The organism is Streptomyces sp. BBFR102 (assembly GCF_051397025.1).
GTDB lineage: Bacteria > Actinomycetota > Actinomycetes > Streptomycetales > Streptomycetaceae > Streptomyces.
On the sequence record NZ_CP195757.1, the window covers coordinates 2,060,417 to 2,074,221 of the forward strand.

The 13,805-nt window shown below is 74.6% G+C and carries 7 protein-coding genes; 2 read left to right on the forward strand and 5 right to left on the reverse strand.

The window, feature by feature from the left end:
- Window positions 1-400: 400 nt before the first annotated feature.
- The gene (locus ACSLIC_RS09200; RefSeq protein ID WP_436737205.1) at window positions 401-1,459 is read left to right on the forward strand and encodes a hypothetical protein; all 1,059 of its coding nucleotides are present in this window, start codon (window positions 401-403) and stop codon (window positions 1,457-1,459) included.
- A 133-nt stretch (window positions 1,460-1,592) separates the two neighbouring features.
- Here the strand turns inward: ACSLIC_RS09200 and ACSLIC_RS09205 are convergent, their stop codons facing one another.
- From ACSLIC_RS09205 to ACSLIC_RS09225, 5 genes are all read right to left on the reverse strand, one after another.
- Window positions 1,593-3,467 (reverse strand): GMC oxidoreductase, encoded by a 1,875-nt coding sequence (locus ACSLIC_RS09205; protein WP_436737206.1) that lies wholly within the window; start codon window positions 3,465-3,467, stop codon window positions 1,593-1,595.
- 135 nt (window positions 3,468-3,602) lie between these two features.
- Window positions 3,603-5,219: a succinic semialdehyde dehydrogenase gene (locus ACSLIC_RS09210; RefSeq protein WP_436737207.1), complete on the reverse strand. Its 1,617-nt coding sequence runs from the start codon at window positions 5,217-5,219 to the stop codon at window positions 3,603-3,605.
- Window positions 5,220-5,456: 237 nt separating this feature from the next.
- A complete protein-coding gene (locus tag ACSLIC_RS09215) occupies window positions 5,457-8,054 on the reverse strand; it encodes a protein kinase (RefSeq protein WP_436737208.1) in 2,598 nt (865 codons plus the stop codon).
- Between the two features lie 146 nt (window positions 8,055-8,200).
- Window positions 8,201-10,135, reverse strand: a complete 1,935-nt coding sequence (locus ACSLIC_RS09220) for a serine/threonine-protein kinase (RefSeq protein ID WP_436737209.1) — start codon at window positions 10,133-10,135, stop codon at window positions 8,201-8,203.
- Between the two features lie 235 nt (window positions 10,136-10,370).
- Window positions 10,371-12,077 carry a glycerol-3-phosphate dehydrogenase/oxidase gene (locus ACSLIC_RS09225; RefSeq protein ID WP_436737210.1) on the reverse strand — a complete coding sequence of 569 codons (1,707 nt, stop codon included), beginning with the start codon at window positions 12,075-12,077 and terminating at the stop codon, window positions 10,371-10,373.
- Between the two features lie 403 nt (window positions 12,078-12,480).
- Between ACSLIC_RS09225 and ACSLIC_RS09230 the strand changes: the two genes are divergently transcribed.
- On the forward strand, window positions 12,481-13,746 hold the full coding sequence (locus ACSLIC_RS09230) for a nucleotide sugar dehydrogenase (RefSeq protein WP_436737211.1): 1,266 nt from the start codon (window positions 12,481-12,483) through the stop codon (window positions 13,744-13,746).
- Window positions 13,747-13,805 lie beyond the last annotated feature (59 nt).

The following is a 13,805-nucleotide window of genomic DNA, read 5'->3' on the forward strand; positions in this document are numbered from 1 at the left end:
GCCCCGCACCACCGGCCGGCCCCACCCCGGCCCCCCGTACGACATTCCGGTGCCGCCCACTCCCCCGGCGCCGCCGCCCGGCACCCTGGCGTCCGCCGACGCCGTGCCGCGCCGAAGGCCCCGCCGCGTCCAGGGACGACGACGCCGCGGGGCCTTCGCGCGCCCGGCAGGCCGCGACTTCACCCGCCCTGCGGGCATTACGGGAGCAAGGCCCGGCAATCAGGACATCTCCGGGGGCATGCGCCCGGCGGCGTAAGAATTCCGTGAAGCTCCGTACAACCATTCGAGCGAACGCGCGGTCATCCATGCGAAACACCGGCCACTTCCGTGTTCCCTGCGGCGGGCGGCCGCCTTCACCTCCGTGCGACCCGAGGGCCGCACGCCTACACCCGAGGTCTGAATGAAGCTTCGCCGTGCCATGGCCGTCGCCGCCGCGACCGCCGTCATCAGCCCCGTCGCGCTGCTCGCGGCCCCCGCCGCCTTCGCCACGGACGGACAGCAGGACGGCGGGACCAGCGAGACCACCCCGGCGCCCTCCGCGTCCCAGAGCGAGACGACCGAGCCGGAGGCGACCGACCCGGCTCCCACCGCCCCGGAGGAGACCGAGCCGGCCCCGACCGCCAGCGCGTCGGCGCCCGAGGAGGGGAACCCCGGCACCGAGGAGCCCGGCGTCGAGCCGACCGAGGGCACCGAGGAGCCCGGCGAGGAGCCCGAGCCGTCGCCGTCGGAGTCCGAGGACGAGGACGAGGACGACGAGGAGGGCCCCTGGGACTGCGTCGACGAGGACGGGAACGACCTGGCCTCCGACCTGACCCTCGCCGTCTCCGGCCTGCCCGGTCAGGTCCGCGCCGGCTCCACCCACGAGTTCACGCTGAGCGCCGCCAACTCCGGTGAGAACACGTTGGAGTCGGTCGAGTGGGGCGCCGCGATCATGAACGAGGACGACGTCTGGATGGAGGACGGCCTCCTCAGCCACGTCGACCTGGCGTTCTACGACCCCGCGTCGAAGCGGTGGATCTCCTTCTACAAGGACGCCGGCATGGGCGTCGCCTTCGGTGAGACCACCCTCAAGGCCGGTCAGACCATCGACATCAAGCTGCGGATGGCCCTCTCCGAGGACGCTCCGCTCGGCGCGGGCTACGCCATCGGCTTCGGCGGCTACCTGGACGAGGACGCCGACTGCTTCGCCAACGCCTACGCCGAGTACGACTTCACCGTGATCGGCGCCGGCGCCACCCCGAAGCCGGGTGACGCCGAGGAGAACGAGGGCAAGAAGCCGCAGGGCGGCTTCAAGCCCGTCGAGGAGAAGAAGTCCCTGGAGCCGACCGGCCAGCTCGCCGAGACCGGCGCCGGTTCGATGCTGCCGCTCCTCGGCCTCGTCGGCGGCGTGACCGTCCTCGCCGGCACCGGCGTCGTCTTCGCCGTCCGCCGTCGCGGCGGCGTCGGCACCGCCGCCTGACCCGCCTCGCGCGCTCCCGGCCGACGTGCCGGGGCCGCGCGGGGGAAGGCGTGGACAAGGCGGAAGGACCTGCACTCGGAGGGGGGTGCAGGTCCTTTCGCCGTTCCCGGAACAGGCCGGGCGGGGAGGGGAGTTACGCGTCCTCGGCCGCCCCGGCCCCGTCCTGCCGCTTCGGCGGCAGCGCGGGCATCCCGAGGAAGGGCAGGTCGAGCGCGGCGAACGCCTCGGCCGGGACCGCCGGGCGGACCGGCGCGACGGGCGCGATCCGCTCGTACGGCAGGCCCTGGGCGGGGCGCGGGTCGGCCTCGCCCCTGTTGGGCCAGAGCGAGGCGGCGCGTTCGGCCTGGGCGGTGATGGTCAGCGAGGGGTTGACGCCGAGGTTGGCGGAGACCGCGGAGCCGTCGACCACGGTGATGCCGGGGTGGCCGTAGAGCCGGTGGTACGGGTCGATGACGCCCTCGTCGGCAGTGGCGCCGATGGGGCAGCCGCCGAGGAAGTGCGCGGTGAGCGGGGTGCCCACCAGTTCGCCGATGTTGGAGCCGGCGAAGCCGTTGATCTCCGCGGCGATGGCGGTGGCGGCCTCCCCGGCCTCCTTGATCTGCGTCGGGTTGGGCGCGCCGTGGCCCTGCCGGGCGGTGAGCAGGCCCTTGCCGAGCCCCTTCGGCTTGCGGTACGTGGTCAGCGAGTTGTCCAGGGACTGCATGACCAGGCCGATGATGGTCCGCTCCGACCAGCGGCGGTTGGAGAGCGAACGGAGCACGAGCAGCGGGTGCCTGGCGCAGTTGGCGAGGAAGCCCGCGACACGCGAGGAGTCCTCCGCGTACGGCACCTGGAGGACGGTGAGGCCGCCCATGGCGTTGGACTTCCTTCCGTAGCGGACCGGCTCGATGTGGGTGGAGTCGTTGGGGTGCACCGAGGAGGTGATGGCGACGCCCTTGGTGAAGTCGGCCTTCCGGACGCCGTGCGCCTTGCGGTAGCGGCGGTCGGTGGTCTGCGCGCCGACCAGGCCCTCGGAGTTGGTGCGGGTCAGCGTGCCGAGCTTGTCGGAGAGGCGCGGGAGCAGCCCGGTGTCCTTCATCCGGTGCAGCAGGGTCTGGGTGCCGTAGGTCCCGGCGGCCAGGACGACGCGGCGGGCGGTGAAGGTGCGGCCGCGGCCCTTGCGTTTGGCGTTGGTGGGCAGGGTGCGGACCGCGAAGCCGCCGCGCGAGTCCTCGGTGACGGCGACGACGGAGGTCATCGGGTGGATGGTGGCGCCGGCCTTCTCGGCGAGGTACAGGTAGTTCTCGTTGAGGGTGTTCTTGGCGCCGTGGCGGCAGCCGGTCATGCACTCGCCGCACTCGTTGCACGCCCGCCGCGAGGGCCCGGCCCCGCCGAAGTACGGGTCGGGGACCTCCTCGCCGGGCTTGGCGCGGCTCGCGCCCGTCGCGTCCCGGCCGTCCCCGAAGAAGACCCCGACCGGCGCCATGTGGAAGGTGTCGCCGAAGCCCATCTTCTCGGCGGCCGCCTTGAGGTGGACGTCGGAGGGGGTGGTGGTCGGGTTGAGCCGCACGCCGAGCATCTTCCGCGCCTGGTCGTAGTACGGCCTCAGCTCGTCCTGCCAGTCGGTGACGGCGCCCCACTGGGGGTCGGTGAAGAAGGGCTTCGGCGGGACGTACAGGGTGTTGGCGTAGTTGAGGGAGCCGCCGCCGACGCCCGCGCCGGCCAGCACCATGACGTTGCCGAGCAGGTGGATGCGCTGGATGCCGAAGAGGCCCAGCGCCGGGGCCCACAGGTAGTTCCTCAGGTCCCAGGAGTTGCGCGGCAGGCTCTCGCGGGTGAAGCGGCGTCCGGCCTCCAGGACGCCGACGCGGTACCCCTTCTCGGTCAGCCGCAGCGCGGAGACCGCCCCGCCGAAGCCGGAGCCGACGACCAGCACGTCGTAGTCGTACCCGTCCTGGGCCGTCGGGGGCGCCGCCCCGGCGGGCTCGGGGGTGACGTCCCGGCTCTGGGCAGAGCTCTCCTGTGACATGGGCACTCCTCGGTTCGTACGGGCGCGGCCAGCCGGCGCGCGGGCCCGGCCGGCCGTCCCGTGCCGGGTGCCGGGCCCCCGCGCGCGGCGGGGTGGAGGCGCCGGGCGGGGTGGGCCGGCCCTGCGCCGGGTGGATCAGCGCAGGCGGAAGAGCTTCATGGCACGCAGGCTGCGGGTCATGAACTCGGCGTACTTGGCGTCGTCCATGCCGAGGGACGGGGCCATCGGCAGCAGCCGCTGGTGGGCGACGGTCTGCGGCTCGGTGTACTTGTGGATGCCCTCGGCACCGTGCCGGCGGCCGATCCCGGACTCCTTCATGCCGCCCATCGGCGCCTGCACCGAGCCGTAGGCGGAGGCGTACGCCTCGTTGACGTTGACGGTGCCGGTGCGCAGGCGGGCCGCGAGGGCCCGGCCGCGGCGGCCGTCCTTGGTCCAGACGCTGGAGTTGAGGCCGAAGGAGGTGGCGTTGGCGCGGGTGATCGCCTCCTCCTCGTCGCGGAAGCGGTAGACGGAGACGACCGGGCCGAAGGTCTCGTCGTTGCAGACCGCCATGGCCTCCTCGACGCCGTCCAGGATGGTCGGCTCGAAGAAGTACGGGCCGATGTCCGGCCGGGGCTGCCCGCCCGCGAGGAGCTTGGCGCCCTTGGCGACGGCCTCCTCGACGTGGGAGCGGACCGCCTCGAACTGGCGCTCACCGGCGAGCGAGCCCATGTCGGCGCCGTAGGCGAGGGAGTTGCCGAGCCGCATCGCCTTGGTGAGGGCGGTGAACCGCTCCAGGAAGGCGTCGGCGACGGACTCGTGGACCAGCAGCCGCTCGATGGAGATGCAGAGCTGCCCGGCGGAGGAGAAGCAGGCGCGGACGGCCCCGGCGGCGGCCTTCTCGATGTCCGCGTCCTCCAGGACCAGCATGGCGTTCTTCCCGCCCAGCTCCAGCGAGCAGCCGATCAGCCGGGCGGCGGCGGCTTGCGCGACGATCTTGCCGGTGGCGGTGGAGCCGGTGAACGAGACGTAGTCGGCGTGCCGCACGATCTCGGTGCCGACCACCTGGCCCTCGCCGATGACCACCTGGAACACCTCGGCCGGCAGCCCCGCCTCGATGAGCAGGTCGCGGCCCCACAGGGCGGTCAGCGCGGTCTCGGTGTCGGGCTTCATCACGACGGCGTTGCCGGAGACGAAGGCGGGCAGCGCGTCGCCGACGGAGAGTTCGAAGGGGTAGTTCCACGGCACGATCTGGCCGACGACGCCACGCGGCTGGCGCAGTTCGGTGATCTTCGTCAGCACGGGGACGGCGCCGGTGTGCCGCTTGGGACGCAGGTAGGAGGGGGCCTTGCGGCCGTAGTGGCGGGCGGCCAGCGCGACGGCCTGGACCTCCTCGTGGGCGTGCAGCCGGGCCTTGCCGGTCTCGACCTGGATGAGGTCGAGCACCTCGGCCTGGCGGGCCAGCACCAGGTCGTGGAAGCGCAGCAGCACGGCGGCGCGGCGGGCGAGCGGGGTGCGGCCCCACGCCTCCTGCGCGGCGCGGGCCCGCGCGAACGCCTCGGCGACCTCCTCGGGCGTCGAGGCGGGCAGGTCGGCCAGCTTCTCGCCGGTGAACGGCGCGTGGTTGGCGGTCCGCCCGGAACCGACCACGTCACGGGTGAGCTGCGCGACCACCTGGGGAGTCACCACGTCGGCCGCGGTGCGGGTCCCCTGGGGGGCCGGGGCGAGGGGGTTGGTGCCGGTGCGCGCACCGGTGGCCTGCGTCTCCGTCATGAGCGTGAGCGTACGGCCACCCAGCGCTTTTTGGTACCCGCCGGTAAGTACGTTTCACCCCACCCCCACACCGCGCCAGCACTCACTGGCACATATGCCCTGATCAGGGGCTCGGCTTCACCGGAAGCCGAATCGAACTCGATCACGGGCGTGTGAGGGACGCGACGGCGCACGCGTCCGGAAGGCGGCCCCGAGGGCCGCCTTCCGGACGGCGGTGAGCGGCCGCCGGGGCGGATGTCAGTTCGGGGTGTAGCTTTCCGACGCCTGCTCGAACAGACGGTCCACCTGGTCCCGTTCGGCATCCGGTCCGCGCACCTGGACGACGTGGTAGCGGTCGCCGGCCAGCATCGCGAGGTTGCGGACGTACAGCTCGGTGCCGTCGTCGGCGTCCCACGTGAAGGTGCCCTGGGCCATGGCCCGGCCGCCGACGTCGGTCATCCGCAAGTTCTGCGCTGTCGCCCAGGAGGAGGCGTGGTACGCGTCGAGCTCCCGCTCGTGCTCCAGCTGGTAGTCGAGGAGGTCGTGGCCGTACCGGCTCGTGGTGTCCCGGCCCGGGACGACGAGCAGCTGGAAGGTGCCGTCGGTGTAGACGACCTGGCCCCGGCCGTTCTTCGGCTGCCGCTGCCAGCCCTTGGCCACCGCGACCCGGAAGCCCTCGGCGTCCTTGCGCAGGGTGAAGCCCTCGGCTGCCCCGGGGGCGTCGCCGTCGGCGGGCGGCTCCTCGCTCTTCTCCTCCTCGGTGGGCCCGGTCTTTCCCCCGTCGGGCGAGGTGCCCCCCTCGGGGGGCGCGGACTCGGCGGGCGGCGCCTCCCCGGTGGCGCTGGGGGCGGGCGGCGCGGCGGGGCCCTCGCCCTCGCCCTCCTTGGGCAGGAACAGCACGGCGGCCCCGACCACCACGACCACGCCGCCCAGGATGCTCAGCAGCAGGGTCCGGCCGAGCGACTTGGGCTCGCCCCGCTCCTTGGGCGCCCGCCCCTGCCGGGTCGCACGCGGAGCGCGGGGCGCGCTGTACGCGCGGTCGAGGTCGGCACCGTCGCCGAACTCCGCCCGGTCCCAGGGCGCGGGCCGCTCCTCGTGGACGGGCGGCTTCGGCCCGGCTTCGGCCCGGCGGCGCTTGCGGCGGCGGACGAGTTCGCCCCGGCGGCGCTTCTCGGGGAGCTTGCGGGGCTCGTAGGGCGGGGCGGCGACGATGTCGCGTCCGGCGTCGGGCTCGGGCGCCGAGCGGACCAGGGAGCGCAGCCAGCCGCTCAGCTCCTCGAAGTCGGGCCGCTCGGTGGGGTCCTGGCGCAGCAGCGACTCCACGACGGGCCGCAGCGGGCCGCACTCCTCGGCGAAGGCGGGCGGCTCGGCGCAGACCATCTGGACCAGTTCGGCGACGCTCTCCTCCGGGTAGGGCGCGTGGCCCTGCACGGTGCGGAAGAGCAGCGCGCCCAGCGCCCACAGGTCGGCGGCGGGCCCGACCGGCGCCGCGAGCTGCCACCGGTCGTGCACGGGCCCGGCCTGCTCGGGCGCCCACCGCTCGGTGACGGCGCCGACCACGGTCATCCGGGCCTGCCGCGCCCGCTCGGCCTCCAGCGGGGTGTCCGGGCCGCCGCCCGGGGCGCGGGGCGCGGCCATGACCTCGTCCCAGCTGGCCGGCGCGGGCTTCTCCAGCTCCACCGCAGCCTGCTCGGGGACGTACGGGACGGCGGCGACGGGGAGGCTGTCCGGGCTGGGCAGGACGACGTGGTCGGCGTAGGGCGAGGGCGCCGCGTCGCCGGGGGCGAGCGCCTCGGGCTCCAGGCCGGGCGGCGGGGCGTACGGGTCGCGCGGGGTGCCGTAGGGCTCGGGGTGGTCCTGGTAGGGCAGGCGCGGGCGGTCCTCGTCGGCGTCCTGCTCACCGGCGGCCGGGTCGCGGGGGCGCGGGGCGGCGCCGTGCCAGGAGGGGGCCCGCTCGCCGCCGCCGACCCCGTACGGGTCGGCTATCCGCCCCGGCACCCGCTCCTCGGGCTCCTCGGCGGCGGGCTCGGGCTCGGCCCCGGCGGGCTGCTCGCCCAGCCGGCGCCGTTGCTCCTCGCTGAGCTGGGCGGCGGCCCGCGAGGTCCCGGCGCGGTACGCGGCGATGGCCCCGGCCCGGGCGGCGCGGGCGTCGGTGGCGGCGTCCGGCGCCGCGGAGGCGGGGAGTTCGGGCCGCGGTACGGGGGCGGGGTCCGGCGCGGCCTGCGGCGCGGGGCCGGGCTCCTCCTCGGTCTCGGCTGCCGGGACCGGGTCGTAGCCGCAGAGGGCCTCCTCGGCGGCGCCGGCGGCCAGCCCGGTGAGCATGACGCGGCCGTCGTCGCAGACCAGCACGGTGCGGGCGGTGATGTTGCGGTGGACCCAGCCGTGGGCGTGCAGCACCCTGAGCGCGGCCAGCACGTCGGCGGCGACCTCGGCGGCGCGGTACGGCGTCAGTGGCCGCTCGGCGAGCAGGGCCGCCAGCGGCCGGGCGGGCACGGCCTCGCTGACGACCCACAGCGAGCCGTCCTCGGCGAAGACGTCGAAGACCTGGTCGAGCCGGGGGTGGTCGGGGATGCCGGCGGCGGCCTGGGCGGCCTCCATGGCCCGGCGGACGGCCGGGTCGGCGGGCCGGCGGGTGGCGCGGGCGCCGGGCGGCGCGGCCTGCGCGTAGTCGTGCGTACCGCCCTGCCCGTCGAGGACCTCGGCGTCGACCACCTCGGGCAGCAGCACCTGGCGGACCAGGACCTCCTGGCCGCTGTAGGAGTCGAACGCCCGGGTCTCGGACAGCTCGTAGGCGCCCGCCGGAGGAAGCGGCAGGCGATACCGGTCGGCGAGGACCCGTCCCGCGTACTCGTCCATCACGTCCCCCTCCCCAGGCGGCCACATCCTTTCGCACACACGCCCGTTACCCCCACCTGGACGTGCCGCCCCTCACGATACGTGGCGAGGCGGGCGGAGAGGGGGCGATGGGCGATCCGGGGAACATCTGCCCGGGAGGCGGCGCCTCACTTCTTCGGCTGGAAGGTCTCCGTGAAGGTCCGCCAGGTGCCCTCACGCGGCTCGGAGTGCCATTCCGCGTCCTTGGCGGTGTACATCAGGCCGTACCCGAGGCTCTTGCCGACGACCAGCCCTCGGTCGATCGAGCGGTACTTCACGCCGCCGTCGACGTAGGTGAACTCCCAGTCGGCGGTGTTCCAGCCCCGGTAGTCGACCGCCTCGATCCGGATGCGCTCGTACTGCGCCCGGCGCATGTACTTCTCCTGCGCCTTCCAGTCGGCGACCGGGTCGTCCTTGGGCGTCCCCGTCCACCCGACCAGCAGCTTCTGCCCGTCGGGCCCGGTGAACCGGGCTCCGGCGGCACCGGTGGTGGTGTACTTCCACCCCTCGGGCAGCCCGATCCTGAACCCCTGGGAGTGGCGGTACGTGGTGTGTTCGAGGGTGTCCCCACCCGGCTCGCCCGGGTCGTGGCCGCTGCCCTCGCCCGCGTCGCCGTCCTTGCCCTTGCCGCCCTCGCCCTTGTCCGCGCCCCCGTCGCCGGAGTCCGCGTCGCCCTTCCCGCCGTCCGCTGCCTCGCCTTCCTTCCCGCCGTCCTGCGCGGGGCCGTTGCCTCCGTCGGCCTGGTCGCGGCCGGCGGCGCCGGTGGCCCCGGCCGCGGCGTTCTTGTCGCCGCCCTTGGCCACGTCACCGGAGTCGCCGCCCCGGGTGAGGACGAAGCCGAGCACGGCCGCGACCAGCAGCACGGCGACGCCCAGCGCCACCAGCAACGAGCGGCGCGACACGACGTCGGTGAGCGAGGCCCGCGCCGTCGGCGGCCGCCCGCCCCCGGCGGTGGCCGAGGCGGGCGCGGCGGCGGGGGACACGGCCGGGGGGACGGCCGGCGCGTCGTCGGACGCCTGCATCTTCGGCCAGAGCGCCGGGGACTTGGCGGCGCCCGCGGTGCCGGCCGCCTTCGAGGCCGTGGCCCTCTTCGGCGTCTTCTCCAGCTTCGGCCGGCTCTCCCGAGCGGCGCCGTCGGCGGGCTTCGGCAGCGGTACGACCTTGGTCGCGTCGGCCGCCTGGCCCGCACCCGCCTCCTCGCTCGCGAGCACGTCCCGCAGCAGGGCGCGGGCTCCCGCCTCGTCGAGCCGCTGCTCGGGGTCCTTGGCGAGCAGCCCGTAGATGACCTCGCTCAGCGGCCCGGCGTTCTTCGGCGGGTCGAGCGACTCCGTCATCACCGCGGTCAGCGTCGCGATGGCCGAACCCTTGTCGTACGGCGGGATGCCCTCCACCGAGGCGTACAGCAGCCCGCCCAGCGACCACAGGTCGGCGGCCGGGCCCGGCTTGTGGCCGCGGGCCCGCTCCGGCGAGATGTACGAGGGGGCGCCGACCAGCATGCCGGTCGAGGTGATCGAGGGGTCGCCCTCCACCTGCGCGATACCGAAGTCGGTGAGCACCACCCGGCCGTCGTCACCCTCGATGAGCACGTTCGACGGCTTCACGTCCCGGTGCAGGATGCCCTCGCGGTGGGCGGCGCGGAGCACCCCGAGGATGGCGAGCCCGACCTCGGCGGCACGCTTCGGCGTGAGCGTGCCGTCCTCCCGGATCACCTCGGCGAGGGACTTGCCCTCGATCAGCTCCATCACGATCCACGGCCGGTCGTCCTCGTCCACGACGTCGTAGACGGTGACCGCGCCGCTGCTGCGGATGCGGGCGATGGCCTTCGCCTCGCGCAGGGTCCGCGTGATGAGCCGCCGCTTCTCCTCCTCGTCGATGGACGAGGGGAACCGCAACTCCTTGACCGCGACGGTCCGCCCCAGCGTCTCGTCCTCGGCACGCCACACGGTGCCCATACCGCCCCGGCCCAGCACGCCACCCAGCCGGTACCGCCCGGCGAGCAGCCGGCCGCCGTCCTTGGCCGCGTCGTCCGGACGGCCCTTCTGCGACTGCTCCGCGTCCGTCATGCGTCCCCTCTGCAACCCGCCCCGACAGAGCCTTCATTGTCCCTCACGCGGGGAGCAGACTGCGCCTGGGGGATGGGGCCACTCTGGGGGGCGGGGGCCGCCTTCATCAAGCCGGGAACGGCTCAGATCGGCCGGGGTGCCCTCGATATGACGACAGATCACCCTGAGCCGGGGTGTTCCGGACGCGGCCGGCGGGGCCGTCTCGTCCCGGGGCCCGTCCGGACGTCGTGCGGGGCTACCCCCGCACGATGTCCGGCGCCCCCAGCCGTGCCGCGTCCGCCGTCAGGTCGTCCGGCTGGCGCTGGGACTCGCGCTCGGCCTCGACGCGCATCTCGTAGTGGGCGACCTCGTTGTCGATCCGCTCCCGGTCCCAGCCGAGGACGGGGGCGACCAGTTCGGCGCACTCGCGGGCGCTGCGCGTTCCCCGGTCGAAGGTCTCGATGGAGATGCGGGTGCGGCGGGTGAGGATGTCGTCGAGGTGGTGGGCGCTCTCGTGGGTGGCGGCGTAGACGATCTCGGCGCGGAGGTAGTCGTCGGCGTGGCGCAGCGGCGCGCCGAGGGAGGGGTCCCCGGCGATGAGGCCGAGGAGTTCGTCGGTGAGGGTGCCGTAGCGGTTGAGCAGGTGCTCGATGCGGACCACGTGCAGGCCGGTGCGGGCGGCGGTGCGGGCGCGGGCGTTCCACAGGGCCTGGTAGCCCTCGGCGCCGAGCAGGGGCACCTCCTCGGTGACGCAGTCGGCGACGCGCTGGTTGAGGCCGCGCACCGCCTCGTCCACGGCGTCCTTGGCCATGATCCGGTACGTCGTGTACTTGCCGCCGGCGACGACCACCAGCCCGGGCACCGGGTGCGCCACGGTGTGCTCGCGGGAGAGCTTGCTGGTGGCGTCGGACTCGCCGGCGAGCAGCGGGCGGAGCCCGGCGTAGACGCCCTCGACGTCGTCGCGCGAGAGGGGCACGGCGAGCACGGAGTTGACGTGTTCGAGGACGTAGTCGATGTCGGCGCTGGAGGCGGCCGGGTGGGCCTTGTCGAGGTCCCACTCGGTGTCGGTGGTGCCGACGATCCAGTGCCGGCCCCAGGGGATGACGAAGAGGACCGACTTCTCGGTGCGCAGGATGAGGCCGGTGGAGGAGTTGATGCGGTCCTTGGGGACGACCAGGTGGACGCCCTTGGAGGCGCGGACGTGGAACTGGCCGCGCTCGCCGACCATGGCCTGGGTGTCGTCGGTCCAGACGCCGGTGGCGTTGACGACCTGCTTGGCGCGGACCTCGTACTCGCCGCCGTTCTCGACGTCGGTGATCAGGGCGCCGACCACGCGTTCGCCTTCGCGGACGAACCCGGTGACGCGCGCCCCGTTGGCGACCTTGGCGCCGTACGAGGCGGCGGTGCGCGCCAGGTTGAGGACGTAGCGGGCGTCGTCCATCTGGGCGTCGTAGTACTGGAGGGCGCCGACCAGGGCGTCCTTGCGCAGGCAGGGGGCGACGCGCAGGGCGTGCCGGCGGCTGAGATGGCGGTGGGTGGGCAGGCCCCGGCCGTGGCCGCGGGCCATCGCCATGCCGTCGTAGAGGGCGACGCCGGCTCCGGCGTAGACGCGCTCCCAGGCGGGGTGCTGGAGCGGGTAGAGGAAGGGCACCGGCTTGACCAGGTGCGGGGCGAGCCGCTCCAGGAGCAGGCCGCGTTCCTTCAACGCCTCCCTGACCAGGGCGAAGTCGAGCATCTCCAGGTAGCGCAGGCCGCCGTGGATGAGCTTGCTGGAGCGGCTGGAGGTGCCGGACGCCCAGTCGCGGGCCTCGACGAGGCCGGTGGACAGGCCCCGGGTGACGGCGTCCAGCGCCGTTCCCGCGCCGACCACTCCGCCGCCCACCACGAGGATGTCCAGTTCCCGTTCGGCCATCGCGGCGAGCGCCTCGGCCCGCTCGTCCGGTCCCAGTGTGCCTGTCCTCACCCGTAACCTCCCGTGACGTCTGCGTGGTCCGGCCTGGTCTGGTGCCGCGGCGGGACGGGCGGATGCTCGCGCCCGGGGCGGGCCCACGGCGTTCGTGTGCCCGTTCCCCGGGCGGCCCACGCGCCGCCTCCCGGAAACCCGCCCGCTCTGCCCGAATTCTGACCCGCTTGTCCCGTATCTGCCACCGCCCGGGTGCGGAAGGGCCACCTGGACGGCGGCAGGCGTACCACCCCTGCGCGCCGACATGCGTGCGCGTCGGACATCAATACCGCATCTCGGTCATATGTATGCCTAGTGTGACATTCACGCAGGTCCGCGCCGGTCCCGCGCACCTCGGGGAGCCCGGACCGGCGCGCTCCGCGCTCCCCCGACGCCCCGGCCCTGGGAAGGACGGTCCACCGCCATGCCCGCAGACCTCGCCGTCATCGGACTCGGCTCGCACGGCCTGCCCCTCGCCCAGGCCGCCGTCGGCGCGGGCGTCGACACCGTCGGCTACGATCCGGACCGCGCCCGCGACCTGGCCTCGGGCCGCCTCCCCCACACCGGCGCCGAGGGCGCCCTCACCGCCGCCGACGTCCGCCGGATGCTCTCCGGCGGCTTCCGCCCCACCGCCGACCCGCGCGAGCTGGGCCGGGTGCGTACCGCCGTCATCTGCGCCCCGGCGCCCCCCGGCCCCTCCGGCGGCGTCGACCTGGCGCCGCTCGCCGAGGCCGCCCGGGCGCTGGCGGCCCGGCTGCGCCCGCACACCACGGTCATCCTGGAGTCCCCGGCGGGGCCCGGCACCACCGAGGAGTTCCTGCGCCCCCTGCTGGAGTCCGGCTCGGGTCTCAGGGCCGGCCGCGACTTCCACCTCGCGTACTCCCCCGGCCGCACCGACCCCGGCAACCGCACCCACGGCTACGCCGCCACCCCCAAGGTCATCGGCGGCCTCACCCCGGCCTGCACCGAGTCGGCCGCCGCCTTCTACGGCCGCCTCACCGACAAGGTGGTCCGCGCCCGCGGCCCCCGCGAGGCCGAGACCGTGCACGTCCTGGAGACCAACTACCGGCACGTCAACCTCGCCCTGGTCAACGAGATGGCGGTGCTCTGCCACGACCTCGGCGTCGACCTGTGGGACGTCATCCGCTGCGCCGAGACCAAACCGTACGGCTTCCAGGCGTTCCGCCCCGGCCCCGGCGTCGGCGGCCACGGCCTGCCGCTGGACCCCAGCTGCCTGCCGCACGCCGACGCCACCCCCGGCAACGGCCTGCGCATGGTCTCCCTCGCCCGCGACATCAACGCCCGCATGCCGCAGTACGTCATCCAGCGCGCCACCCAGCTCCTCAACGAGCACGGCAAGTCCGCCCGCGCCGCCCGCGTGCTGCTGCTCGGCGTCACCTACAAGCCGGACGTCGCCGACCAACAGGGCGCCCCCGCCCAGGAGATCGCCCTGCGCCTGACCGAGCGCGGCGCCTCGGTCAGCTACCACGACCCGTACGTCCCGCACTGGTCCCCGGCCGGCCGCCCGGTGCCGCGCGCCGACTCCCTGTACGAGGCGGCGGCCGAAGCGGACCTGACGATCCTGCTCCAGAACCACCGCACGTACGACCTCCAGGGCCTCGCCGTGAAGGCGCAGCTGCTCCTCGACACCCGGGGCACCACCCCGGCGGGCGCCGCCCACCGCCTGTGACCTGCCCGGACACACCGCTGCCCGGCACTCCGCGAAGGGAGTGCCGGGCAGCGGCACGC

Excerpts from the sequence above, each read along its gene's own strand:
- ACSLIC_RS09200 (WP_436737205.1), top strand. The coding sequence starts at position 401 with ATGAAGCTTCGCCGTGCCATGGCCGTCGCCGCCGCGACCGCCGTCATC.
- ACSLIC_RS09205 (WP_436737206.1), bottom strand. The coding sequence starts at position 3,467 with ATGTCACAGGAGAGCTCTGCCCAGAGCCGGGACGTCACCCCCGAGCCC.
- ACSLIC_RS09210 (WP_436737207.1), bottom strand. The coding sequence starts at position 5,219 with ATGACGGAGACGCAGGCCACCGGTGCGCGCACCGGCACCAACCCCCTC.
- ACSLIC_RS09215 (WP_436737208.1), bottom strand. The coding sequence starts at position 8,054 with ATGGACGAGTACGCGGGACGGGTCCTCGCCGACCGGTATCGCCTGCCG.
- ACSLIC_RS09220 (WP_436737209.1), bottom strand. The coding sequence starts at position 10,135 with ATGACGGACGCGGAGCAGTCGCAGAAGGGCCGTCCGGACGACGCGGCC.
- ACSLIC_RS09230 (WP_436737211.1), top strand. The coding sequence starts at position 12,481 with ATGCCCGCAGACCTCGCCGTCATCGGACTCGGCTCGCACGGCCTGCCC.